The sequence below is a fragment of the Magnetospirillum gryphiswaldense MSR-1 v2 genome (assembly GCF_000513295.1).
GTDB classification, from domain to species: domain Bacteria; phylum Pseudomonadota; class Alphaproteobacteria; order Rhodospirillales; family Magnetospirillaceae; genus Magnetospirillum; species Magnetospirillum gryphiswaldense.
On sequence record NC_023065.1, the window covers coordinates 790,362 to 813,342 of the forward strand.

At 64.1% G+C, this 22,981-nt stretch carries 29 protein-coding genes, 1 tRNA gene and 1 other RNA gene; 24 read left to right on the plus strand and 7 right to left on the minus strand.

Translation table 11 applies throughout. The features are described from left to right. Window positions 1-150: 150 nt before the first annotated feature. From ahpC to MGMSRV2_RS03750, 3 genes are all read left to right on the plus strand, one after another. Window positions 151-714, plus strand: coding sequence for an alkyl hydroperoxide reductase subunit C (gene ahpC / locus MGMSRV2_RS03740; RefSeq protein ID WP_024079006.1), 564 nt, complete (start codon window positions 151-153; stop codon window positions 712-714). A gap of 120 nt (window positions 715-834) precedes the next feature. Next, window positions 835-2,409, plus strand: coding sequence for an alkyl hydroperoxide reductase subunit F (ahpF, locus tag MGMSRV2_RS03745; RefSeq protein ID WP_024079007.1), 1,575 nt, complete (start codon window positions 835-837; stop codon window positions 2,407-2,409). A gap of 63 nt (window positions 2,410-2,472) precedes the next feature. After that, a complete protein-coding gene (locus tag MGMSRV2_RS03750; protein WP_024079008.1) occupies window positions 2,473-3,213 on the plus strand; it encodes a 4'-phosphopantetheinyl transferase family protein in 741 nt (246 codons plus the stop codon). Here the strand turns inward: MGMSRV2_RS03750 and MGMSRV2_RS03755 are convergent. Further along, on the minus strand, window positions 3,177-3,974 hold the full coding sequence (locus MGMSRV2_RS03755) for a DUF2189 domain-containing protein (protein WP_024079009.1): 798 nt from the start codon (window positions 3,972-3,974) through the stop codon (window positions 3,177-3,179). The genes MGMSRV2_RS03750 and MGMSRV2_RS03755 overlap by 37 nt on opposite strands. A 190-nt stretch (window positions 3,975-4,164) precedes the next feature. Here MGMSRV2_RS03755 and MGMSRV2_RS03760 point away from each other — a divergent pair, with 190 nt between their 5' ends. From MGMSRV2_RS03760 to MGMSRV2_RS03770, 3 genes are all read left to right on the plus strand, one after another. Further along, complete coding sequence (locus tag MGMSRV2_RS03760; protein WP_158497728.1) at window positions 4,165-6,669, plus strand: cation:proton antiporter; 2,505 nt, start codon at window positions 4,165-4,167, stop codon at window positions 6,667-6,669. 94 nt (window positions 6,670-6,763) lie between these two features. Further along, complete coding sequence (locus tag MGMSRV2_RS03765) at window positions 6,764-7,222, plus strand: MarR family winged helix-turn-helix transcriptional regulator (protein ID WP_024079011.1); 459 nt, start codon at window positions 6,764-6,766, stop codon at window positions 7,220-7,222. Window positions 7,223-7,238: 16 nt separating this feature from the next. Beyond that, a complete protein-coding gene (locus MGMSRV2_RS03770; protein WP_024079012.1) occupies window positions 7,239-7,646 on the plus strand; it encodes a DUF1398 domain-containing protein in 408 nt (135 codons plus the stop codon). Window positions 7,647-7,686: 40 nt separating this feature from the next. Here MGMSRV2_RS03770 and MGMSRV2_RS03775 read toward each other — a convergent pair. The 4 genes from MGMSRV2_RS03775 to MGMSRV2_RS03790 form a co-directional block, all read right to left on the minus strand. Next, window positions 7,687-7,761, minus strand: a tRNA-Val gene (locus tag MGMSRV2_RS03775). Between the two features lie 70 nt (window positions 7,762-7,831). Next, the gene (locus MGMSRV2_RS03780; RefSeq protein WP_024079013.1) at window positions 7,832-8,413 is read right to left on the minus strand and encodes an LOG family protein; all 582 of its coding nucleotides are present in this window, start codon (window positions 8,411-8,413) and stop codon (window positions 7,832-7,834) included. A gap of 5 nt (window positions 8,414-8,418) precedes the next feature. After that, entirely contained in the window at window positions 8,419-9,051 is a 633-nt protein-coding gene (thiE, locus tag MGMSRV2_RS03785) for a thiamine phosphate synthase (RefSeq protein WP_024079014.1), read from the minus strand. A 115-nt stretch (window positions 9,052-9,166) separates the two neighbouring features. Continuing rightward, a complete protein-coding gene (locus tag MGMSRV2_RS03790; RefSeq protein WP_024079015.1) occupies window positions 9,167-9,616 on the minus strand; it encodes a hypothetical protein in 450 nt (149 codons plus the stop codon). 86 nt (window positions 9,617-9,702) lie between these two features. On the opposite strand from MGMSRV2_RS03790, the gene MGMSRV2_RS03795 reads away from it, so the two are divergent. The 5 genes from MGMSRV2_RS03795 (at window position 9,703) to MGMSRV2_RS03815 (ending at window position 11,859) form a co-directional block, all read left to right on the plus strand. Continuing rightward, window positions 9,703-9,927, plus strand: a complete 225-nt coding sequence (locus MGMSRV2_RS03795; protein ID WP_024079016.1) for a hypothetical protein — start codon at window positions 9,703-9,705, stop codon at window positions 9,925-9,927. A gap of 3 nt (window positions 9,928-9,930) precedes the next feature. Further along, window positions 9,931-10,257: a cell division protein ZapA gene (locus MGMSRV2_RS03800; protein WP_024079017.1), complete on the plus strand. Its 327-nt coding sequence runs from the start codon at window positions 9,931-9,933 to the stop codon at window positions 10,255-10,257. A 16-nt stretch (window positions 10,258-10,273) separates the two neighbouring features. After that, window positions 10,274-10,430, plus strand: a non-coding RNA gene (gene ssrS, locus MGMSRV2_RS03805) — 6S RNA. Window positions 10,431-10,441: 11 nt separating this feature from the next. Beyond that, the gene (locus tag MGMSRV2_RS03810; RefSeq protein WP_024079018.1) at window positions 10,442-11,044 is read left to right on the plus strand and encodes a 5-formyltetrahydrofolate cyclo-ligase; all 603 of its coding nucleotides are present in this window, start codon (window positions 10,442-10,444) and stop codon (window positions 11,042-11,044) included. Beyond that, entirely contained in the window at window positions 11,041-11,859 is an 819-nt protein-coding gene (locus MGMSRV2_RS03815; protein WP_024079019.1) for a TIGR00282 family metallophosphoesterase, read from the plus strand. Before MGMSRV2_RS03810 ends, MGMSRV2_RS03815 begins: the two co-directional genes overlap by 4 nt. On the opposite strand, the gene MGMSRV2_RS03820 is transcribed toward MGMSRV2_RS03815, so the two are convergent. Continuing rightward, window positions 11,828-12,490, minus strand: coding sequence for an NrsF family protein (locus MGMSRV2_RS03820; RefSeq protein WP_024079020.1), 663 nt, complete (start codon window positions 12,488-12,490; stop codon window positions 11,828-11,830). The genes MGMSRV2_RS03815 and MGMSRV2_RS03820 overlap by 32 nt on opposite strands. After that, window positions 12,487-13,038 carry a sigma-70 family RNA polymerase sigma factor gene (locus MGMSRV2_RS03825; RefSeq protein ID WP_024079021.1) on the minus strand — a complete coding sequence of 184 codons (552 nt, stop codon included), beginning with the start codon at window positions 13,036-13,038 and terminating at the stop codon, window positions 12,487-12,489. Before MGMSRV2_RS03825 ends, MGMSRV2_RS03820 begins: the two co-directional genes overlap by 4 nt. A gap of 95 nt (window positions 13,039-13,133) precedes the next feature. Between MGMSRV2_RS03825 and MGMSRV2_RS03830 the strand changes: the two genes are divergently transcribed. The 13 genes from MGMSRV2_RS03830 to ybgF all read left to right on the plus strand — a co-directional run bounded on the left by MGMSRV2_RS03830 (window position 13,134) and on the right by ybgF (window position 22,974). After that, window positions 13,134-13,499, plus strand: a complete 366-nt coding sequence (locus MGMSRV2_RS03830) for a thioredoxin family protein (protein ID WP_024079022.1) — start codon at window positions 13,134-13,136, stop codon at window positions 13,497-13,499. Window positions 13,500-13,509: 10 nt separating this feature from the next. Then, entirely contained in the window at window positions 13,510-14,214 is a 705-nt protein-coding gene (locus MGMSRV2_RS03835) for a cytochrome c biogenesis CcdA family protein (protein ID WP_024079023.1), read from the plus strand. Between the two features lie 115 nt (window positions 14,215-14,329). Next, window positions 14,330-15,079: a YebC/PmpR family DNA-binding transcriptional regulator gene (locus MGMSRV2_RS03840; protein ID WP_024079024.1), complete on the plus strand. Its 750-nt coding sequence runs from the start codon at window positions 14,330-14,332 to the stop codon at window positions 15,077-15,079. A gap of 2 nt (window positions 15,080-15,081) precedes the next feature. After that, window positions 15,082-15,579, plus strand: coding sequence for a crossover junction endodeoxyribonuclease RuvC (gene ruvC / locus MGMSRV2_RS03845; RefSeq protein WP_024079025.1), 498 nt, complete (start codon window positions 15,082-15,084; stop codon window positions 15,577-15,579). Beyond that, on the plus strand, window positions 15,576-16,205 hold the full coding sequence (gene ruvA, locus MGMSRV2_RS03850; protein WP_024079026.1) for a Holliday junction branch migration protein RuvA: 630 nt from the start codon (window positions 15,576-15,578) through the stop codon (window positions 16,203-16,205). Before ruvC ends, ruvA begins: the two co-directional genes overlap by 4 nt. Next, window positions 16,202-17,245, plus strand: coding sequence for a Holliday junction branch migration DNA helicase RuvB (ruvB, locus tag MGMSRV2_RS03855; protein WP_024079027.1), 1,044 nt, complete (start codon window positions 16,202-16,204; stop codon window positions 17,243-17,245). Before ruvA ends, ruvB begins: the two co-directional genes overlap by 4 nt. Then, window positions 17,242-17,667 carry a tol-pal system-associated acyl-CoA thioesterase gene (ybgC, locus tag MGMSRV2_RS03860; RefSeq protein WP_024079028.1) on the plus strand — a complete coding sequence of 142 codons (426 nt, stop codon included), beginning with the start codon at window positions 17,242-17,244 and terminating at the stop codon, window positions 17,665-17,667. The genes ruvB and ybgC overlap by 4 nt, the downstream gene beginning before the upstream one ends. 2 nt (window positions 17,668-17,669) lie before the next feature. Then, complete coding sequence (tolQ, locus tag MGMSRV2_RS03865) at window positions 17,670-18,395, plus strand: protein TolQ (protein WP_024079029.1); 726 nt, start codon at window positions 17,670-17,672, stop codon at window positions 18,393-18,395. Further along, window positions 18,395-18,859 (plus strand): protein TolR, encoded by a 465-nt coding sequence (gene tolR, locus MGMSRV2_RS03870; RefSeq protein ID WP_024079030.1) that lies wholly within the window; start codon window positions 18,395-18,397, stop codon window positions 18,857-18,859. The genes tolQ and tolR overlap by 1 nt, the downstream gene beginning before the upstream one ends. 10 nt (window positions 18,860-18,869) lie before the next feature. Then, complete coding sequence (locus MGMSRV2_RS03875) at window positions 18,870-19,805, plus strand: energy transducer TonB (RefSeq protein ID WP_024079031.1); 936 nt, start codon at window positions 18,870-18,872, stop codon at window positions 19,803-19,805. Window positions 19,806-19,813: 8 nt separating this feature from the next. Then, window positions 19,814-21,166 carry a Tol-Pal system beta propeller repeat protein TolB gene (tolB, locus tag MGMSRV2_RS03880; protein WP_041634024.1) on the plus strand — a complete coding sequence of 451 codons (1,353 nt, stop codon included), beginning with the start codon at window positions 19,814-19,816 and terminating at the stop codon, window positions 21,164-21,166. Between the two features lie 169 nt (window positions 21,167-21,335). Further along, entirely contained in the window at window positions 21,336-21,827 is a 492-nt protein-coding gene (gene pal, locus MGMSRV2_RS03885) for a peptidoglycan-associated lipoprotein Pal (protein ID WP_024079033.1), read from the plus strand. Window positions 21,828-22,053: 226 nt separating this feature from the next. Further along, entirely contained in the window at window positions 22,054-22,974 is a 921-nt protein-coding gene (gene ybgF, locus MGMSRV2_RS03890; RefSeq protein ID WP_084028225.1) for a tol-pal system protein YbgF, read from the plus strand. The last annotated feature ends 7 nt before the right edge of the window (window positions 22,975-22,981 follow it).

A 22,981-nucleotide genomic window follows, 5' to 3' on the forward strand; every position in this document is an offset into this window, starting at 1 on the left:
GGCTAAGGGCGTATTACCCTGAGCGGGGGAAGTGTCCGTCGGTTAATCGATTAAATCGATTTTTGTAACAAGTAAAACTCGTTTCCTCAATATGATGGAAACCCATAGGATCACCCCTGTTCCGAACCCCAACGCTGTGGAGATAGCGAAATGTCTTTGATCAACACCGAAATCAAGCCCTTCAAGGCCTCTGCCTTCAAGAACGGCAAGTTCATCGACGTGACCGATGCCGACCTGAAGGGCAAGTGGTCGGTGGTGTTCTTCTATCCGGCCGACTTCACCTTCGTCTGCCCGACCGAGTTGGAAGATCTGGCCGACAATTACGCCGAGTTCCAGGGTCTGGGCGTTGAAATCTACTCGGTGTCCACCGACACCCACTTCGCCCACAAGGCCTGGCACGACACCTCGGACGCGGTGAAGAAGATCCAGTACACCATGGTCGGTGACCCGACCGGCACCATCAGCCGCAATTTCGGCGTGATGATCGAGGACGTCGGTCTGGCCGATCGCGGCACCTTCGTCATCGATCCCGACGGCAAGATCCAGATTGTCGAAATCAATGCCGGCGGTGTTGGCCGCGACGCCAAGGAACTGCTGCGCAAGGTCAAGGCCGCCCAGTACGTCGCCTCGCATCCGGGTGAAGTTTGCCCGGCCAAGTGGAAGGAAGGCGAGAAGACCTTGGCCCCGTCGCTGGATCTGGTCGGCAAGATCTAAGACCTGAGCCCTAAGGGTCATTTCCCCAGCGCGGACCGTCCCGGTTCCGACCATGTCGGAGCCGGGGTGGGCCGAGCCGGGCCGGCGCCTCCGTCCCACCCCATCAGGAAAGCCTTTGACATGTTAGACGATACGATGAAGACCCAGTTGAAGGCCTATCTCGAGATGGTCGAGCAACCCATCCAGTTGGTTGCTTCCCTCGACGATGGCGCCAAGTCCCAGGAATTGCGGGAATTGCTGGCCGAAATCGCGGCCCTTTCCGCCAAAATCACCGTCGTCGACGGTGCCGACGCGCGCACGCCGTCCTTCGCCATCACCCGCCCCGGGTCCGACGTGTCGGTGCGTTTCGCCGGCATTCCCCTGGGCCATGAATTCACTTCGCTGGTCCTGGCCCTGTTGCAGGTGTCGGGCCGCGCCCCCAAGGTCGAAGCCGACGTGATCGAGCAGATCAAGGCGCTGGATGGCGAGTACAGCTTCCAGACCTATTTCTCGCTGTCGTGCCAGAACTGCCCCGATCTGGTGCAGGCGCTCAACCTGATGAGCGTGGTCAATCCGCGCATCAAGCATGTGGCCATTGACGGTGCCCTGTTCCAGGCCGAGGTCGAGGCGCTGAAGGTGATGGCGGTGCCTGCTGTCTTCCTCAACGGCCAGCCCTTCGCCCAAGGCCGCATGGGCCTCGAGGAAATCCTGGCCAAGCTCGATACCGGCGCCGCCGCCCGCGATGCCGCCAAGATCAACGCCAAGGACGCTTTCGAGGTGCTGGTGGTCGGCGGTGGTCCGGCTGGCGCCGCCTCGGCCATCTATGCCGCCCGCAAGGGCATCCGTACCGGCGTGGTGGCCGAACGTTTCGGCGGTCAGGTGCTGGACACCATGGCCATCGAGAATTTCATCTCGGTCAGCCATACCGAAGGCCCCAAGCTGGGCGCGGCGCTGGAACAGCACGTCAAGGAATACGACGTCGACATCATGAACGTGCAGCGGGCGGAAAAGCTGATCCCGGCCTCCAGCCTCGGCGGTCTGATCCAGGTGCAACTGGCCAGCGGCGCCACCCTTCAGGCCCGTTCGGTCATCGTCGCCACCGGTGCGCGCTGGCGCTCCATGAACGTGCCGGGCGAGACCGAGTACCGCAACAAGGGCGTGGCCTATTGCCCCCATTGTGATGGTCCGTTGTTCAAGGGCAAGCGGGTGGCGGTGATCGGCGGTGGCAATTCCGGTGTCGAAGCGGCCATCGATCTGGCCGGTATCGTCGCCCATGTGACCTTGATCGAATTCGACTCGCAATTGCGCGCCGATGCGGTGTTGCAGGCCAAGCTGCGCAGCCTGCCCAATGTGGCGGTGATCACCTCGGCCCTGACCACCGAGGTGCATGGCGACGGTGCCAAGGTGGTGGGGCTGTCCTACAAGGACCGCACTACCGAGCAGGTGCATCGGGTCGAGTTGGAAGGCATCTTCGTCCAGATCGGTCTGGTGCCCAATAGCGAATGGCTGAAGGGCACCATGGCGCTGAGTGCGCGCGGCGAGATCGAAGTGGATGCCCGTGGCCAGACTTCGGTGCCCGGCGTGTTCGCCGCCGGCGACGTCACCACGGTGCCCTACAAGCAGATCATCATCGCCATGGGCGAGGGCGCCAAGGCGGCGCTGTCGGCCTTTGACCACCTGATCCGCCTGCCGGCCGCCACCGAAGCGGCGGCTTGATCGGCAGCAACCCATGGGCCATCCTACCCCGGCGCGGAACTCGCGCCGGGGTAGGAGCTTTTGGTGCATAAGGACAGGGCCGAAATCTGGTGGATGGAGGTGGCCGCAATCACCGACGATCAGTGGCAGCGGATGGAAACCTGGCTCGATCAGGCCGAACGCGACCGTGCTGGCCGTTTCAAATTCGCGTCCGACCGTCACACCTATGTGGCCGCCCATGTGCTGGGGCGGTTTTTGCTGTCGTCATGGCAGTCCCAAGTGATGCCGGTCGAGTGGCGTTTCAGTCTTGGTGATCATGGCAAGCCGGAAGTGGTGGTGGCCGAGGCCATGCCGCGCTATCGCCTCAATCTGTCCCATACCGGCGGCTTGGCCGCCGCCGCCCTGACCATCGATCATCCCATCGGCATCGATGTGGAATGGCTGGATCGTCGTCCCCCCGATTGTCTGGCCCTGGCCGAGCGCTTTTTTGCCGCCAGCGAATGCGATCTGGTGCGGCAAACGGCGCCGGATCAGCGGATGCTCACCTTTCTCGGGTTGTGGACGCTGAAAGAGGCTTACGTCAAGGCCATCGGCAAGGGACTGGCCCAGCCGTTGGATGCCTTCGCCTTCACCCTTGATCCCGTCGCAATCCGCTTTGATGGCGACGACGATCCGGGGCGCTGGCTGTTTCGCCGTTTTTCCCCCACGCCGCGCCATTTGATGGCCTTGGCCTTGGGTCATGACCAACCGGCACAGGTGGAAGTCACCGCTCGGCCCGTGACCTTTGCTCAATTGGCCGGCGGCGGTGCGATCAGATCGCCATAGGCGTGCCAACTGGCGTGGCCGATCACCGGCAGCGCCACCACCAGTCCAAGAAACAAGGGCAAGATGCCCAGGCCGATGACGGCGACGATGATCATGGCCCACAGGGCCATGGGGGCAGGGTTGCGGACCACCGCCAGCACCGACATCAGGGCGGCGCTGAAGATATCGACCTTCTGGTCCAGCATCATGGGCAGCGAGACGACGCAGGTGACGAAGACCAGGGCGGCGAATCCCGCCCCCAGCACCAGCATGAACAAGGTGAAGCTGATGCCGGCCATGGTCAGCGATTGAGCCAGGAAGCTGTCCACGCTCATGCTCTGATAAGGCAGGAAGATGGCGAACAGGACGATGGACAATCTGGCCCAGATCATCACCACCAGCATCAGCACCAACCCTGCGGTCATGATGTGGAAGGTGTTGGCCCGCCACGCCAGCAGCGCCTGGATCAGGCCGATGGGCCGGCCTTGGGCGTGGGCGCGGGAAATGGCGTAAAGCCCCAGGGCCAGCAACGGCCCGATCAGCAAAAAGCCGCCGATCATCGGCGTGATCAGATAGGGCCAGCCCAGCCAGGCGAGACCGAAGGTGATGAAAATGCCGCCAGCGGCGAATAGGCCACCATAGGCGGCGCTGACCCAGCCGGATCGGCGGTAATCGGCCCAGCCCAAGGCCAGCCAGCGCCACACATGGGTGATGGTGACGCCATGGATGCGGTCGGCGAAGGGAAGGGGGGAACCGGATTGCGGATGGGGTGCCTGGGCCATGCTCGTCTCGCACCGAAATCATATGCCTGCACATGGGGGCGAGAGACGCACAAGTAAAGGTGGGCGGTCGAAGAGATGACTGCTTGCGATGGTCGGGGGACTTGACCAAAATGGCATAGACATTTTTCCCGACACCGGTTCATCCGGTACAAGCAAGGCTTTCATCCGCATGCACGGAATTGCAATGGTAATGCTGGGGGTCACCGGGCTTTTGGCTTTGGTGACCTTGCTGGTGCCGGTGGCGGCGCGGGCCAACGTGGCGTTTTCATTGGTCCTGGCGGCGGCGGGCATCGCTTTGGGCGTGCTCATCGATCAGATCCCGCACTTGGGGCTGGGTGGTCCCATCGATGATTTCTTCAGCGCCTTGGGGCATTTCGACCTGTCGTCGGAAGCCTTCATTCTGGTGTTTCTGCCGGTTCTGTTGTTCGAGACCGCCATCGCCATCGATGTGCGCCGGCTGGTGGACGATGTGGCGCCGATCCTGTTGCTGGCGGTGGTGGCGGTGTTGCTGTCCACCTTCATCGTCGGTTTTTCCCTGGCGGCGGTCACCGACATGGGGGTGATCGCCTGCCTGTTGCTGGCGGCCATCGTCTCGACCACCGACCCCATCGCCGTGGTCGGGATTTTCCGTGATCTGGGCGTTCCCCATCGCCTGAGTTTGCTGGTCGAGGGCGAAAGCCTGTTCAACGATGCCGCCGCCATTTCGCTGTTCGCTCTGTTCGTCGGCATGATGACCGGCGAGCGTCAGGCCGACGTGCTGACCGGCGTGCTGGCCTTCGCCCGCGGTTTCGCCGGCGGCCTGCTGTTCGGCTATGTCTGCGGGCGGTTGGTGTGCTGGAGTTTCATTCTGTTGCGCGGCCAGTCGGCGGCGGAAATCACCCTGACGGTGGCGGCGGCCTATCTGGTGTTCCTGCTGGGTGAACATTATCTGCATGTGTCGGGCGTGGTAGCGGTGGTGACCACCGCCCTGGTCATCAGCTACGAGGGCCGCACCCGGGTTTCGGCGGAGACCTGGACCAGTCTGATCGATGTTTGGCGGCAGGTGGGCTATTGGGCCAGTTGCCTGATCTTCCTGCTGGCGACCATGCGGGTGCCGGAAATGCTGGCCGGCATGACCGGTAGCGACATTGTGGCCTTGGCGGTCCTCATCGGCTCGGCTCTGCTGGCCCGCGCCTTGGTGTTGTTCGGGCTGTTTCCCGGTCTGGCCGCCTTGGGCTGGGCCGAGCCCATTTCGGCCCCCTTGCGCGCGGTGGTGCTGTGGGGCGGCTTGCGCGGGGCCATTTCCCTGGCCCTGGCCCTGGCGGTACTGGAAAACCCCCATATCCCGGACACGGTGAAGTCCTTCGTCTCGGTCATGTGTACCGGCTTCGTGCTGTTCACCTTGTTCGTCAACGCCCCCTTGCTGCGTCCGCTGATCCGCCTGTTCGGACTGGACCGGCTGTCGCCGTCGGATATGACCGTGCGCGGCCGCGCCATCGCCGCCGCCTTGGCCGAAGTGCGCCACCGGGTCACCGATGCCGCCGCCGATTACGGTATCGATCACGGTTCGGCGGTGGCCTTGGCCGATTCCTATACCGGTCGTCTGAGTGCCGCCGAACTGGAAATGGCCCAAACCGCGACCCCGACCATCGCCGAGGATACCCGCAGCGGTCTGATGATGTTGGCGGCGCGCGAACACGGCATTTATCTGCGCCATTACCGTGACGGTAAGATATCGGGGCGGATCACCCGGACCTTGCTGTCCTGCGCCGCCCGCTTGCAGGACGGCGTCAAGATCGACGGGGCCGCCGGCTATGATGCCGCCAGCAGCGCCATCCTGGCATTTTCCCGCAAGTTCCGTCTGGCCTTGGCCCTGCACCGGCGGTTTGGCCTGGAAGGCATATTGTCGGACGAGATCGCCAATCGCTTCGAGGTGCTGTTGATGTTGCAAGCGGCCATCCGCGAATTGTCGGATTTCGCCGCCAACAAACTGCCGTTGATGGTGGCCGAGGATGCGGTCGGTCGTATCACCGCTACCATCGCCGTGCGCATGGATGCGGTGGACACCGCCTTGGCGGCGTTGCGGCTGCAATATTCCGACTTCTCCCAGGCCTTGCAGTTGCAATACCTGGAACGCGCCGCCATCCGCATCGAAGAGGCGGAATACGCCCGCCTGCGCTCCGAGGCGGTGGTCGGCCATGAAGTGTACAGCAATCTGATGGCGGAACTGGACCTGCGCAAGCAGCGTCTGGCCCACCGCCCGGCCATGGATTTGCAGCTCGGTCCGCGTAAATTGGTGGAAGGGGTGCCGTTGTTCAAGACGCTGTCGCCGGAACAGCTGTCGCGGATCATCGATTTGCTGCACCCCATGTTGGCGGTGCCCGGCGATTTCATCATCCGTAAGGGCGAGGTGGGCGACGGCATGTTTTTCGTCGCTTCCGGCGCGGTCGAGGTCCGAACCGAAACCAATCGCCTGCGCCGCGGCAGTGGCGACTTTTTCGGCGAAATGGCGCTGCTGTCCCATGCCCCGCGCAATGCTGACGTGGTGGCCTTGGGCTTTTGTTCGCTGCTGGTGCTGCATGCCCGCGATTTCAGCGCGCTCTTGAACACCAGCGCCGAAATTCGCGATTGCATCCATGAAACCTCGCGCCTCCGTGCTGCCAGTTTGCCCGAGACCCCGATGGCCGAGGCCGAGCCACTGCCGGCACCGTCGTAACCGGACGAAGCGGCCATGCCGCCATATGGTTCTTGAATAAAGTTTACTAGGAAACTATATTGGCCGCACCCTCTGTTCGTATGGAGATCAGGTCGTGGCCGATGCCGATATTTCGCCCCTTACGGCCCATCTTGGCTATTGGTTGCGCTTGGTCTCCAACCATGTCTCGCATGCTTTCGCCGGCAAGTTGGAAGGGCGGGGGGTAACGGTGGCCGAGTGGGTCTTGTTGCGCGAGGTCCACGATCACCGATCGATCAGCCCCAGTCGTTTGGCGGATCGACTGAGCCTGACCCGAGGCGCCGTCAGCAAGTTGGCCGACCGTTTGATCGACAAGGGTTTGCTTGGGCGCGAGCCCAGCCCCGAGGACGGTCGGGCGCATTCCCTGGCGTTGACGGCGGACGGCCGCACCTTGGTCCCTGAATTGGCCGGGTTGGCCGACAGCAATGACGCGGAATTCTTTGGCGATCTGACGCCCGATGACCGCGCCACCATGGAACGTGTGCTCAAATCCGTCGTCGCCGGATGCGGACTGAAAACACCTCCGCTCTTGTGAAGAGAGGCAAGACCAGATGGACGATCATCAGCAAAACATCGCCCGCCAATGCCTGGAGGGGGCGGAACGGGGCAGCATGAGCTTTCCCCAGATCATCGGCAGGCTGATCGAGGCCGGCTTTGAAAGCTACAGTGTGGATTTTCGCCGTGCGACCGCCGTCTACTACCTGCCCGATGGCCAGGGGATCGAACTGGTCTGCCGCGCCAGCACCGTGGCGGTGGCTCCGGATTTCGATGTCGCCGCCATTCGCGTGGCCATCGGCGAGGCCCAGGCGCTGGTTCCCGGTTATAGCTACAATGGGTTCTGCGATAAGGTCAGGCGGGCGGGTTGCGCCGGCTATATGGTGTCGTTCCCCGGTCGGCGCGCTGTTTATTATGGTCGCACGGCGGAAACCCACGTGGAAACGTTTCCACCCCAGGCATAATCACCGCTTGATCATCGAAACTTGGGAAAGGAAGAGGAGATGGTGGGCGATGCAGGGATTGAACCTGCGACCCCACCCGTGTGAAGGGTGTGCTCTACCGCTGAGCTAATCGCCCATCTCCTGGGCTCGACCGGGTATGTTCCACGCGTCGAGAGGCGGCTTTATAGAACCCGGGGGCGGGGCTGTCAAGCGGTCTCCTTCGCAATTATCTTGACCACTTGCGGCGCCTCATAGGCGGCGAATCCATCCAGCAAAGTCGCCGGGTCGCCGGCCACCGCCACCATATCGCGATGACGTGGTTTCAGGAAACCTTCCGCCGTCATATGGTCAAGAAAGGCGTTCAGATGGCCATAGAAACCGGCGACGTCAAGAAAACCGGCGGGTTTGGCGTGCAGGCCCAACTGGCCCCAGGTCCACACCTCGAAAATCTCCTCCATGGTGCCGATGCCGCCGGGCAGGGCGATGAAGGCGTCGGCCAGTTCCGCCATCATTGCCTTGCGTTCGTGCATGGAGCCGACCACCCGCAATTCGGTGACGTTGCGGTGGCCCACTTCCAGCCGCATCAATGCCTCGGGGATGATGCCGATGACCTCGCCGCCGGCCGCCATGGCCGCATCGGCGACGATGCCCATCAGGCCGACATTGCCGCCGCCATAGACCAGTCCCAGGCCGCGCTGGGCCAGCAAGGCGCCCAAGGCGCGGGCGGCTTCGGCGTATTCGGGCCGCTGGCCGGGATTGGAGCCGCAAAAGACGCAGATGCGACGCATGGCGATCAGCCCTCGTTCATCCGCTTTTCAAACGCCTTGACCGCCGCCGCCGGACCTTCCGGATGGTTCCACACGCCGCCCGACACCGCCAGGAAGTCGGCACCGGCCCGGATGATCGGCTGGCAATTGTCCACGGTGATGCCGCCGATGGCCACCGAGGGGACGGTGAACAGCGGGCTCCACCATTCCAGGATTTCCGGCTCGGCCTTGAACTCGGTCTCCTTGGTGTCGGTGGGGTAGAAGGCGCCGAAAGCCACGTAATCGGCGCCCTTTTCGCCGGCTTCCATGGCCAGATGGCGGGAATTGTGGCAGGTCATGCCGACGATGCCGTCGCCCAGCGCCTTGCGCGCCGCTTCATAGCTGCCGTCGGTCTGGCCGATATGGACGCCGTCGCAGCCGGTCTCGAAGGCCAGATCGGGGCGGTCGTTCAACAAAACGGCGATGCCGCGGCGCTGCGCCGGCGGGCGCAATACGTCGACGGCCCGGCACAGGGCGTCGTCGTCCAACCCCTTCAGCCTGATCTGCACGCAGGCGATGTCGCCGCCATCCAGGGCCTGTTCCCATATCGGCAGCCATTGGAACGGATTGTCGATCACCGGCGGCGTGATCAGGTACAGGCGGCAGGAATTGGAGCTCAAGACCGGGTACTCCCAAAGGGCATGCGATTGCGGCGATCAAGCCTGAACGGCACGGCAAAAGCAACCTTGCCCACAAATGGCCACAATTCGCCCATATTGCCGCCATCTCTGCCGGTCATGATCCGCCCTGTCGAACAGGTTGCTCCTCCCTCGACCGTTGAAGGAACTCCCGGCAGGACAGGCCGGGATCATGGGCGCCGAGCAGATCGAGGCTGTCGTATCCCCACCGACCCTCCCCCCAAGCCTCTTTCTGCTCGGCCGCTTCCCGCACCGCCCTATGGGCGGGACCATCCCCCGTCAGCACGATCAATCCCGCCTCGGCCCGCAACGCCGCCATGGCCCAGCCCGGGCAGTCGCCGCAATCGAGGATGGCGGTGAAAGGAGCGTCGGGGAAGTCGCGGCGCAGCCGGTCCAGCAATCGTTTCCACCATTCCACCCCGTGCAGGGCAGCGGCGCCGCTTGGGCTTCGCAAGATGATGTCGCGTCCCTGGGCGGCCTTCAGGGCGGCCCGGGCGTGGTCAAGGCCGTGGATGATGATGCATGGCGGCAAGGCGGGGGTGGACATGGCATTGGTCCCGGTCGCAACGTTGACACTGTCCCCTATCGGCCCTAACCTCGCGCTGCAATCAAATTCGTGCGGGGGAAACCGCTTTGTCAGGAGCTTTGGGCCGTACCGAGACGGCCATTCAACGGCTGGGCAGCGCCATCGACCGCCTGGAGGCCGCCGCCGCCCGCGTCGGTGCCGGTGATCTGCTGCTGGCCGGGGAATTGCGCGATGCCCGCGAACAGCACGCGGCGCTCGAGGACACCACTCGGGTGGTGTCGCAGCGCCTTGACGGTGCCATCACCCGCCTGCGTCATTTGTTGGAGGCCTGAGCCATGGCCCTGGTCAACCTGTCCATCAACGGACGCTTGCATGAAATCGCCTGCGACGATTCCCAGGTGGCCCGCGTCCATGTGCTGGGGCAGATGGTCGACGGCATCGCCCAGGATCTGCTGCGTCAGCTTGGCAATGTGCCCGACACCCGATTGATGGTGATGGTGGCGCTGTCCTTGGCCGACGAACTGGCCGAAGCGCGCGAGAACCTGAATGCGCTCAACGACGACCTGTCCAACCTGGATCAGGGCGACGAACGGATGGCCCAGGGCATCGAAACCCTGGCCGAACGTATCGAAGCCATTGCGGAACGCCTGGAAAGGCCTTAGGTTCATCCCTAGGAGCGGTCTGCTGCACGGTGCGTCAGGCAGCTAATGTCCCTGGGGCGATACTTCTCCTTTGGGAGCTGTCTCTGACGGGGCTCTGGCCTCGTTATATGGCGCCCACCTGCATAGTCAGGCCACGGAGGACTTACAACGCCAACGGCCGAGGCGGCGCCGCTCCGCATTATTCATGACAGCATCTCACGATCCCCACCCGGAACTGACTGCCGCCAAGGCTCAGGCCCGCGCCCACGCGGTGGCCGTGCGCCGACTGGCCCATGCCGATTACGGCAAGCTGGCGGCAGAAAAGCTGGCCATCCATTTGGATTGCATCCCCTTCGCCGTCGGTACGGTGGTCGCCGGCTATTGGCCCATGGGCGACGAGATCGATCCTTTACCCTTGCTGGAAGCCCTGGGCGGGCGCGGCTGCACCCTGGCCTTGCCGGTGGTGTCCGCCCGCGGCCAGCCCCTGACCTTCCGCGCCTGGAGCATGGGCGAGGCACTCGAGCCCGGCCCTCATGGCACCAAACATCCCCTGGCCACCGCCCCGATGCTCATCCCCCAGGTGCTGCTGCTGCCGCTGCTGGCCTTTGACGCCGCCGGCTATCGCCTGGGCTATGGCGGCGGTTATTATGACCGCACCCTCGATCAACTGCGTCGCCAGTCCCATGTTACCGCCATCGGCGTCGCCTTTGCCGCCCAGCGGGTGGGGGCGGTGCCGCGCGGTCCACATGACCAGACGTTGGATTTGATCCTGACCGAAAACGGTCCGCTGCAGCCGGAGAACGCATGAGACTTCTGTATTTGGGCGATATCGTCGGTCGGGCCGGTCGGGACGTTGTGGTGGCCAATCTGCCCACGGCACGCGAGCGTCTGCGGCTGGATTTTGTCGTCGCCAATGGCGAGAACGCCGCCCACGGTTTCGGCATTACCCCCAAGCTGTGCGACGATCTGTACGCGGCGGGCGTCGATGTGGTCACCTTGGGCAATCACACCTGGGACCAGCGCGAGATCGTCCCCCATCTGGATGCCGAGCCGCGCCTGTTGCGGCCCTTGAACTATCCCGCCGGCACGCCGGGCAAGGGGGTGGGGATCTACGAGGCGCCGCGCGGCAAGAAGGTGATGGTGGTCCAGGTCATGGGCCGGCTGTTCATGGACCCGCTGGATTGCCCGTTCGCCGCGGTGGAAAAGGAATTGCGCAAAATTCGCCTGGGGCCGGGCGGCGCCGATGCCATCATCGTCGATGTCCATGCCGAGGCCACCAGCGAAAAGATGGCCCTGGGCCATGTGTGCGACGGTCGCGCCTCGCTGGTGGTGGGCGGGCATTCGCACATTCCCACCGCCGATGCCCAGATTTTCACCGGCGGTACCGCTTATCAGACCGATGCCGGCATGTGCGGCGACTATAACTCGGTCATCGGCATGAAGAAGGATGCGGCCATCCACAAATTCGTCCGCAAAACCCCAGGCGAGCGATTGTCGCCCGCCGATGGCGACGGCACCTTGTGCGCGGTGTTCGTGGAAACCGACGACCGCACCGGTCTGGCGCTCAGGGTGGCACCGTTGCGCATCGGTCCTAGGCTGGCGGAAAACTGGCCGGATGCCTGACTAGGCGCGGTCCGGCCAGGGCCGCCAGGGCGCTGATCAGCCCGGCGCCGCCCACATGCCAGGTCAAGGTGACCCAGGCGGTGTCGCCGCCATGAAATAATGACAGCGCCGCCGAGCCGATGGCCGCCGCCGCCAGGGCCGCGAGCCCGGCGGTCAGGCCGGGATGCAGGCTGGCACCGCGACGGCTGAGCACGATCAGGGCCAAGGCCGGGATCAACCCGGTGCCGATGATCTCGGGCAGGCATTTCTGGTGCAGGATCGAGTCCAGGCCGGACCAGCCGCTGAGCTGCCATTGGCGCCAGCAGCCCTCGCCGGCGCTGATCAGCCAGACCAGGGCCGGGACCAGGGGCAGGGCGATGACCGGCAGGCGGGAAAAGCCCGGTACGGTGGTGGCCAGGGCGGCCCAAGCGGCGGCGATGCCGGTCAGCAGGGCCGCCGTGTTACCGATGATGAAACGTTGATCGGCCAGGCATTGGGCCAGATCGGGGCGCAGGCCGAACAGCAAGGCGATGGTCATCAGACAGGGCAGCGAAACCGCCAGCCACAAGGCCAGCCGATGGCGGACCGGCGGCAGGCGGCGGACCGGGGCCAGATCGGCGGACAGGCTGTGGATCAGGTCTTCGGTCTTCATGGTCCCAGCAACCCTTTCAACGTCTTCACCGCCCGGTGCATGGCCACCTTCAGCGCGGCGACGCTTTGCCCCGATGCCGTCGATGCCTCGTTCAGCGACATCTCTTGCAGTTTCAGCAATTCGACCGCCTGGCGTTGGCCCGGCGGCAGCTTGGCCACCGCCTTGCGCAGATCCATGGCATCGGTCGTCTTCGTATTCGCCGGTCGGGCCAGAAAAGTTTCAGGAATTTCGTCGATGGCGGTTTCCCGGCCCTGATGGCGGCGGCGTTTGCGCAAGGCATCCTTGACCCGGTGATCGACGATGGCGGCGAACCACGGCAGGAACGGGCGGCTGGAATCATAGGTGTGGCGGATGGTGTGCAAGGTCAGCAGGATATCCTGGACCACGTCCTCCACATCCTCGTTCCGGCCCCAGGCTTTCACCGCCATGCGCCGTGCCACCGGCGCCAGCTCGGCCAGCAGGCGGCCATAGGCGGCGCCGTCGCCCTGTTGGGCCGCCGCCAGCCAGCCGCTCCAGCGGGCGCTGTCATCGTGGTGCGAGGTGTTCATGGCGGCAGGATAAAAGAAAAATCGGCGACGGCGTAACCTTTGCCGTATGCGGGGCGAAATCCCTGTCATCGACATCGCGAACGGGAGCTTCCGTCATGAACAAAATCCTGATTGCCGCCGCCACCTGTGCCGGCCTGGTGTTCAGCCTGCCGGCCCTGGCCGCCGAGGCCTTCACCAAGGCTGCCTTCATGCAGGCGCAAGAGGCCGGCTCGAAGATATTGCTGCATGTGCATGCGCCCTGGTGTCCGACCTGCAAGGCGCAGGAACCCGGCGTGGCCATGCTGGAACGCGACGACCCCATGCTCAAGGTTTTCCGCGTCGATTTCGACAGCCAAAAAGACGTGCTGCGCGAGTTGAAGGTCAGTGCGCAAAGCACCCTGATCGTCTTCAAGGGCAAGATGGAAACCTCGCGCATGACCGGGGTGACCGAGCCCATGGCCCTGGCCGCCTTGGTGAAATAGGGGCAACGCCATGGCCACCGCGATCGCCGCCTATCTGGCCGGCATCCTGTCCACCCTGTCGCCCTGCGTCCTGCCGTTGATCCCGGTGTTGCTGGGCAGTGCCTTGCAAAGCCATCGGCTGGGGCCGGTGGCCCTGGCCGCCGGTCTGGCACTGTCCTTCGCCGCTCTGGGGGTTTTGCTGGCGACGGCGGGTTTCGCCCTGGGGGTGGATAGCGCCATGGTCCGCATGGCGGCGGCGGTGGTCATGGGTCTGTTCGGTCTGGTCTTGCTGGTCCCGGCCCTGGGGCGGCAATTCGCCGTCGCCGCCGCTCCCTTGGCCGGGCAAGGCAATCAATTGCTGGGACGGGTGTCCGGCGACGGCCTGGGCGGCCAATTCGCCCTTGGTTTGCTGCTGGGCGCGGTGTGGTCGCCGTGCACCGGCCCCACCTTGGGCGCGGCGGTGGGTTTGGCCGGGGCCAGCGGCACCGCCGGTCAGGCGGTGGTGATCATGGTGATCTTCGCCTTGGGGGCGGCCAGTCCGGTGCTGTTGCTGGCCTATGGCCTGTCGTCGTGGCGCCATGGCCTGGCCCGGCTGGCGGCACGGGCCAAGCCGGTGATGGGCGGGATTTTACTGGCGGTGGCGGTGCTGGTGCTCAGCGGTCTGGACAAGGCGTTGGAAACCGCTTTGGTCGCTGGCATGCCGGAATGGCTGGTGGCCCTGACGGTCAAATATTGATTGCGGCACTGCGACAACAAGCTGTGGCGAGGGCCTGTCAGGCCCATGGCCTTTTGCCCACAAGATATGGTATAGGCAGCGTTTATTCGCATGCCCAACCGAGGTTGTCGAGAGAATGGCCGGTCATTCCCAGTTTAAGAACATCATGCACCGCAAGGGTGCCCAGGACGCCAAGCGTGCCAAGGTTTTCACCAAGCTGATCCGCGAATTGACGGTTTCGGCCAAGTCGGGCCAGCCCGATCCGGCCATGAATCCGCGTCTGCGCGCAGCCATCCAGGCCGCGCGTGCCGCCAACATGCCGAAAGATACCATGGACCGCGCCATCAAGCGCGGTGCCGGCGGCGAAGACGGCGCCAATTACGAGGAAGTGCGCTATGAAGGCTATGGCCCCGGTTCGGTGGCCATCATCGTCGAGGGGTTGACCGACAACCGCAACCGCACCGCCTCCGAAGTGCGCTCGGCCTTCTCGAAGAATGGCGGCGCCCTGGGTGAATCCAACTCGGTGTCGTTCATGTTCGACCGCATCGGCGCCATCCGTTACGCGACCGAATCCGCTGGAGCCGAGGCCATGTTCGAAGCGGCGCTGGAAGCCGGTGCCGATAACGTCGAATCGTCGGAAGACGGCCACGAGATCACCTGTTCCCCCGACGATCTGGCCACCGTGCGCGATGCGTTGGAAGCCACCTTCGGCACGCCGGAATACGCCCGGCTGGACTGGAAGCCGCAGACCAGCGTGCCGGTGGCCGACGAAAATGTCGCCAAGACCCTGCTGAAGCTGCTGGATACCTTGGAAGACAATGACGACGTCCAGCGGGTGTCGGCCAATTTCGAGATTCCCGACGACATCATGGAAAAGCTGGGCTGACCATGCGCGTGTTGGGCCTTGATCCCGGGTTGCGCATCACCGGTTGGGGGATGATCGAAATGATCGACAACCGACTGCGTTACCTGGGCGACGGGACCATCCGCTCGGATGACAAGCTGTCCCTGGCCGAACGGCTGGGGCAGTTGCATCGCGGGGTGTTGCGGGTCATTGCCGATTGGTCGCCGGATGCGGCGGGGGTCGAGCAGACCTTCGTCAACAAGAACCCGGAAAGCACGCTGAAATTGGGTCAGGCCAGGGGGGTGGTGCTGCTGGCCCCGGCCCTGGCCGGTCTGGAGGTGGGCGAATACGCTCCCACCCAGGTCAAGCAGGCGGTGGTCGGCACCGGTCGTGCCGCCAAGGAACAGGTGGGGATGATGGTGCGGACCTTGCTGCCCGGATGTCTGGTGACCAGTGCCGATGCCGCCGATGCCTTGGCGGTGGCCATCTGCCATGCCCATCACGCCGCCACCGCCCGACGGCTGAAGGCGGGGGTGCGATGATCGCCAAACTGAAGGGCCTGATCGATTCCTTAGGCGACGATTTCGCCGTCGTCGATGTCGGCGGCGTCGGCTATCTGGTGTTCTGCTCGGGTCGCACCCTGGGGCGGTTGCAGGTCGGGATTGCGGCGGCCTTGCACGTGGAAACCCATGTGCGCGAGGATCACATCCATCTTTACGGCTTCCTTGAGCCGGGCGAGCGCGACTGGTTCAACCTGTTGATCACGGTGCAAGGGGTGGGGGCCAAGGTGGCCTTGGCCATCCTGTCGGTGGCGACACCGGAGCAATTGCTGCAAACCATCGCCGCCCAGGACAAGGTCATGCTGACCCGGGCCAGCGGCGTCGGCCCCAAGCTGGCACTGCGCATCCTGACCGAGTTGAAGGACAAGGCCGGCAAGATGAGCCTGGGCGGTTTTGCGTCCAGTGCTGGAACCGCCGTCATTGCCACCCCGGCGGGCGATGGCGGGCTGATGGAAGACGCCATCTCGGCCCTGGTCAATCTGGGCTACAAGCGGCTGGAAGCCTTCGAGGCGGTGGGCATCGTCGCCAAGGAATTGGGCGAGGGGGCTGATTCGTCGACCCTGATCCGCCATGCGTTGAAGCGTCTGGGCAAGGATCTGGTGCGATGAACGACCGCATGGTCGCTCCCCAGCTCAATCCGGGCGACGTGGAAACCCATCTGCGTCCGCAGGTGCTGGACGATTTCATCGGCCAGCAGGCGGTGCGCGAAAACCTGAAGATTTTCATTTCCGCCGCCAAGGCGCGCGGCGAGGCCCTGGACCATACCTTGTTTTTCGGTCCGCCCGGTCTGGGCAAGACGACCTTGGCCCAGATCGTGTCGCGGGAATTGGGCGTGGGCTTTCGCGCCACCTCGGGGCCGGTGATCGCCCGGGCCGGCGATCTGGCGGCGCTCTTGACCAATCTGGAGCCCAGGGACGTTCTGTTCATCGACGAAATCCACCGCCTTAATCCTGCCATAGAGGAAGTGCTCTATCCTGCCATGGAGGACTTTCAACTCGACCTCATCATCGGCGAGGGACCGGCGGCGCGGTCCGTTCGTATCGATCTGCCGCCCTTCACCTTGGTGGGGGCGACCACGCGTTCGGGCCTGTTGACCACGCCCTTGCGCGAACGCTTCGGCATTCCGTGCCGGATGAACTACTACACCCCGCAGGAACTGGAACTGATCGTCGCCCGTGGCGCCCGTGTACTGGGCTTCGACGTCACCCCGGATGGCGCCGCCGAAGTGGCGCGCCGCGCCCGCGGTACGCCGCGCGTGGCCGGTCGCCTGCTGCGCCGGGTGCGCGACTTCGCCGCCGTCGCCGGTCAAAGCCCGGTGGATGCCCAGGTCGCCGACCGGGCGTTGACCCGGCTGGAAGTGGACCAGATGGGCCTTGATGCCATGGACCGCCGCTATCTCAAATGCATCGCCGACAATTATGGCGGCGGGCCGGTGGGCGTCGATACCCTGGCCGCTGCCCTGTCGGAAAGCCGCGACACCTTGGAAGAAGTGGTGGAACCCTATCTGCTGCAACAGGGCCTGATCCAGCGCACCCCGCGCGGACGTATGCTGTCGGCGGCGGGATTCAAGCATATCGGCCTCAATCCGCCCAGCGAGGTGCTGGTGCAGTTGGACCTGCTGGCGCAGATGGGGGGCGACGACGAATGAGTCCGCATCTGCACCAGATCCGTGTCTATTGGGAAGACACCGATGCCGGCGGCATCGTCTATCATTCCAATTATCTGAACTTCGCCGAGCGGGCGCGCACCGAAATGGTCCGCGCCATGGGCCTGAAGCAATCGGAACTGGCGAACGCGGGCAAGGGCCATGTGTTCGCCGTGCGCCGGGCCGAGATCGACTTCCTGAAGCCGGCGCGGCTGGACGATCTGTTGCAGGTGGAAACCACGGTCACCGCCCTGGGCGGCGCCTCGATGGAGCTGTCCCAGACCATCAGACGACTTGACGACGGCGCCGATTTGGCGTGTCTGCACATCAAACTTGCCTTCATCACCCTGGACGACGGGCGCCCGGCCCGTATCCCCGGGTGGATGAAGGACCAATTGCGCGATTTGGAAAGCGAGAGGCGATAGTCATGGATCCTGTTCAATCGGCCCAACTGGCCGGCTCGGTGGCCGCGCACGACATGTCCATGTGGGGCTTGTTCATGCAGGCGGATTTCATCGTCAAGACGGTGATGATCGCCTTGCTGGCGTCGTCGTTCTGGTGCTGGGCGATCATCTTCGACAAGCTTTTGCGCCTGCGCAGCCTGAGCCAGCGGGCCGAGCAGTTCGAGGAATCCTTCTGGTCCGGCGGCTCGCTGGAAGAGCTTTACGACCGCATCGGCGCCCGCCCGCTTGATCCCATGAGCGCCATCTTCGCCGCCGCCATGCGCGAATGGCGCCGCTCGGCCGCCAAGGGCCTGACCGAACGGGAAACCGCCCGCGTCAGCCTGCCCCAGCGCATCGACCGCGTCATGCACGTTACCCTGGGCCGCGAGATGGACACGCTGGAGCGCAATTTGGGCGTGCTCGCCTCGGTCGGCTCCACCGCGCCGTTCGTTGGTTTGTTCGGCACCGTCTGGGGCATCATGAACTCGTTCCAGTCCATCGCCGCGACCAAGAACACCTCGCTGGCGGTGGTCGCGCCCGGCATCGCCGAGGCCCTGTTCGCCACCGCCCTGGGTCTGGTCGCCGCCATTCCGGCGGTGATCGCCTATAACAAGATTTCCAGCGACCTGGACCGCTACGCCAAGCGGCTCGAGAATTTCTCGGGCGAGTTCGGCGCCATCTTGTCGCGCCAATTGGAAGAGAAGATCTGATGGGCGCCGCCATCGGTCCCAGGAAGGCGGGGCGGCAGCGCCACCGCCCGGTCTCCGACATCAACGTCACCCCCATGGTCGACGTCATGCTGGTGCTGCTGATCATCTTCATGGTCACCGCGCCGCTTTTGACCGCCGGCGTCCAGGTGGATTTGCCCAAGACCGAGGCCGCCCCCATCAAGGGCGACGACCAGCCGTTGTCGGTCAGCATCGACGCCCAGGGCGACATCTGGATCCAGGAAACCAAGGTGACCTTGGACGAACTGGGGCCGAAATTGCAGGCGATCACCGCGCAAAAGCCCGATACCCGCATCTTCATCCGTGGCGACAAGGGCATCGATTATGGCCGGGTCATGGAAGTGATGGGCTATCTGGGGTCGGCTGGTTTCACCAAGGTGGCCCTGGTCACCGAGATGAAGCAGGGCGAACCGGCGGCACCGCCGGCGAAAAAGGGAGGCCGTTGACGGCCCGATCATGAGCATGCGGCGCGAAAGCTATATCTTTTCCGGCATCCTGCACGTGGCCACCGCGCTGATCGCGGTTTTCGGCCTGCCGCAGTTTTTCCGCGATCCGCCGCCGGTGGAAACACCCATGGTGGTCGATCTGGTGCCCATCGGCGACAAGAGCAACCCGCCGCCCAAGCAAAGCAAGGCCGATCCGCAGCCGGAACCGCCGAAGCCGGAAGAAGCCAAGGCCGAACAGCCCAAGCCCGAGCCGCCCAAGCCGGAACCCAAGCCCGAGCCGCCGCCACCGCCGCCGCCGCCCAAGCCGCCGGAACCCGAGCCGGCGCCCATTCCCAAGCCCGAGCCCAAGCCGGAACCCAAACCCGAGCCGAAGCCAGAGCCCAAGCCCGAACCGCCCAAGGTGCCGGACCAGAAGCTGTCGGACATCAAGCCGCAGCCGCGCCCGAAGCCGCAGGAAAACGAGCTGGATTCGCTGTTGAAGTCGGTGGACAAGAAAAAGCCGACGCCGACCAATCCGCTGGACGATCTGCTGAAGGCCACCGACAAGGCCAAGCCCAACACGCCGTCGGCGGAAAAGGGCAACCAGCCCAAGCCGCAGAATGTCCGGGGCTCGGATATGCATAATCCCAATGCGCCCATCTCCATGACCGAGATGGACCGCATCAGGAAGCACGTCTCCGACCGCTGGAATATTCCGGCCGGGGCCAAGGACGCCGCCAATCTGATCATCGAGATCCGCGTCTCGGTCCAGCCCGACGGCACGGTGACCGATGCCCAGATCATCAATGCGCCGCTGATGGCCGATTCGTTCTGGCAGGCCGCCGCCGACAGTGCGCGCCGCGCCGTGCGTCTGGCCAGCCCGCTGCCTATTCCGCGTGACAAATACGATCAGTTCCGCGATTTCGTTTTGACGTTCAACCCGAAACAGATGGTCCAGGGAAGGTAATCGCCATGTTGACCCGCATCCGCATCGCCCTTGTGGGCCTGTTTGCCGTCCTGGGCCTACTTGCCGCCCCGGCAGCCATGGCCGAAGTTCGTATCGACATCACCCGTGGCAATATGAAGCCGCTGCCCATCGCCGTACCCGAGCTGTTCGGGGCCCAACCGGCGGAAGTGCAGGCGGGGCGCGACATCGCCCGCGTGGTCGCCGCCGATTTGGAACGCTCGGGCCTGTTCAAGCCCATCGACCAGCGCGCCTTCATCCAGAACGCCGCCTCGTTGCAGGCTGGTCCGCGCTTCGCCGACTGGCGCCAGATCAACGCCGAGGCCCTGGTCTCCGGCAAGATCGAGGTTTCCGGCGACGGCGATCTGATGATCGAGTTCCGTCTGTGGGACGTGTTCTCGGAAACCCAGATGATCGGCACCCGCTACAATATCGCCGGCAAGGATATCCGCCGTAACCCCAATCTGTGGCGCCGCGCCGCCCACCAGATCGCCGACGCCATCTATAAGCGCGTCACCGGCGAGGACGGCTATTTCGACACCCAGCTGATCTATATCTCGGAAAGCGGCCCCAAGAACGACCGCAAGAAGCGTCTGGCCATCATGGACCAGGACGGTGAGAACCATCGTTTCCTCACCTCGGGCGAGGATCTGGTGCTGACCCCGCGTTTCTCGCCCACCGCCCGCGAAATCACCTACATGTCCTATTTCCGCGGCACGCCGCGGGTCTATATCCTGCAGATCGACACGGCACGGCGCGAGTTGCTGGGTGACTTCCCCGGCATGACCTTCGCCCCTCGGTTCTCGCCGGACGGCAACAAGGTGATCATGAGCCTGTCGCAGGACGGCAACACCGAAATCTATGAAATGAACCTTTTGACCCGGCAGAAGGCTCGTCTGACCAACCATCCGTCCATCGACACCTCGCCCAGCTATTCGCCTGATTCGGCCCGTGTGGTGTTCAATTCCGACCGTGGCGGCGCCCAGCAGCTGTACACCATGAATGCCGACGGCTCGGGCGTCGCCCGCATCAGCTTCGGCGATGGTCGTTATGCCACCCCGGTGTGGTCGCCGCGCGGCGATTTGATCGCCTTCACCAAAATGAAGGGTGGTGAATTCTTCATAGGTGTCATGCGTCCCGACGGTTCGGACGAGCGTCTGCTGGCCCAGGGCTATCTGGTGGAGGGCCCGACCTGGGCACCCAACGGTCGCGTTTTGGCTTTCTGGAAGGAAACCGCCTCGGATTCCCAAGGCCGAGGCGGCACCGCCAAGCTCTATACCATTGACTTGACCGGCTTCAATGAACGCCAAGTCATTACACCTTTGGACGGTTCGGACCCTGCTTGGTCCCCCTTGATTCCCTAGTTGGTTACTATTATAGTCCGCCGCGATCAGGATTTTTTCCGGTCGCGGCGGATTTTCATATCAATCGCGGCCGGTTGTTTGCGCCGGTACACCATGATCGGCGCCTGCAACAAAAAGTCCGCCCGGCATTTTCCTGAACCCGTAATCCTCTGAGGGGGAGTCCTCACTAATGAAACTGCGTTTCCTGAGCATCATCGCCGCCGCTTCCCTGCTGGCCGCTTGCGAATCCGCCCCTGAAAGCTCCAGCACCAAGGCCGCTTCGGCGACTCCGCCGGCTGCTCCGGCCAAGCCGAGCATCGTTCCGGGCTCCGAGCAGGACTTCATCGCCAATGTCGGCGACCGTGTGTTCTTCGACTTCGACAAGTACGCTCTGCGCGCCGACGCCAAGGGCTCCTTGGACAAGCAGGCCGCTTGGCTGAAGAAGTACCCGACCTACTCGCTGACCATCGAAGGTCATGCCGACGAGCGCGGCACCCGCGAGTACAACTTGGCTCTGGGCGAGCGTCGTGCCAATTCCGTCAAGGAATACCTGGTCGGCGCCGGCGTCCCGGCTGCCCGCGTCAAGACCATCTCCTACGGCAAGGAGCGCCCGGTCGCTCTGGGTTCGAACGAGGCCGCTTGGTCGCAGAACCGCCGTGGCGTGACCGTTCTCAGCAAGTAATTTCTGAGACGTCAGCGACGTAATAGGGCGCCCGTTCCTCCTGTCTGGGAGGGGCGGGCGTCTTATTTTTTGCCCCAACTTTGCCTTGAACCGGCTTTATGCTATGAAACCCCGGTGATGCCCGCGCGGGCGATGTCCGTCCGCCCGGCAAACTGTCCCGACTGATCGAGGTTCGCCCGTGCGCCGTCTTGCTCTTCCCTCCGTTGTGGCCACCGTTCTGGTTTGCATGACCGCTTTCGCCAGTCCGGCCTTTGCCCAATATGAGAACCGCGCCATGTCCGACCGGCTGGATCGGCTGGAACGCGACCTGCAAATGATGCAAAGTCAGGCTGCCCGTGGCGCCGGCGGCGCCACCGTCATCACCTCACCGGCTTTGGGTGGCGGTGCGGCCTCGGCTCCGCGCCCGCAGGCCCAACCGCTGTCGCCCGGCATGGCGACTCGTCTGGACGAGCGGGTCGATCAGTTGGAAGAGCTGGTGCGCCAGTTGACCGGCAAGGTCGAGGAAGCCAATTTCAAGACCGCCCAGGTGGCTCGGCAGATGGAGCGGTTGCAGGCCGATCTGGATATGCGCCTCAAGGATTTGCAGGCGGGCCAGGGGCAATCCTCGGCGCCGGCCCAAGCTGGCCAAGCCCAGCAATTGTCCATGCCGGCGGCCAAGGGCAGCGACAGCCCCGGCCCGGCCAGCGGTCCGCAGACCTTGGGCACGCTGTCGGAGCGTGATTTGAAGAAGCCGGCCCCGGTCGTACCGTCTGCGGCCCCCAAGGATGCCCAAGGCTTGTACGACATGGCCTATGACGCGTTGCAGGGCGGCGATTACGCCACCGCCGAAAAGGGCTTCCAGGACTTCCTGGCCCAGAACGGCAACCACCAGCTGGCCGGCAACGCCCAGTACTGGCTGGGTGACATCGCCTATGTGCGCAAGGACTTCAATACCTCCGCCGTCACCTTTCTCGAGGGCTACAAGAAGTTTCCCAAGCATTCCAAGGCCGCCGACATGATCTATAAGGCCGGCTCGGCCTTCGGTCAGATGGGCAAGAAGAAAGAGGCCTGCACCGCCTTCGCCATCTTGTTCAATGAGCAGCCGAAAATGCCCGACCGGGTCAAGCGGGCGGCCACCGCCGAAAAGCAGAAATACGATTGTAAATAAGGCATGG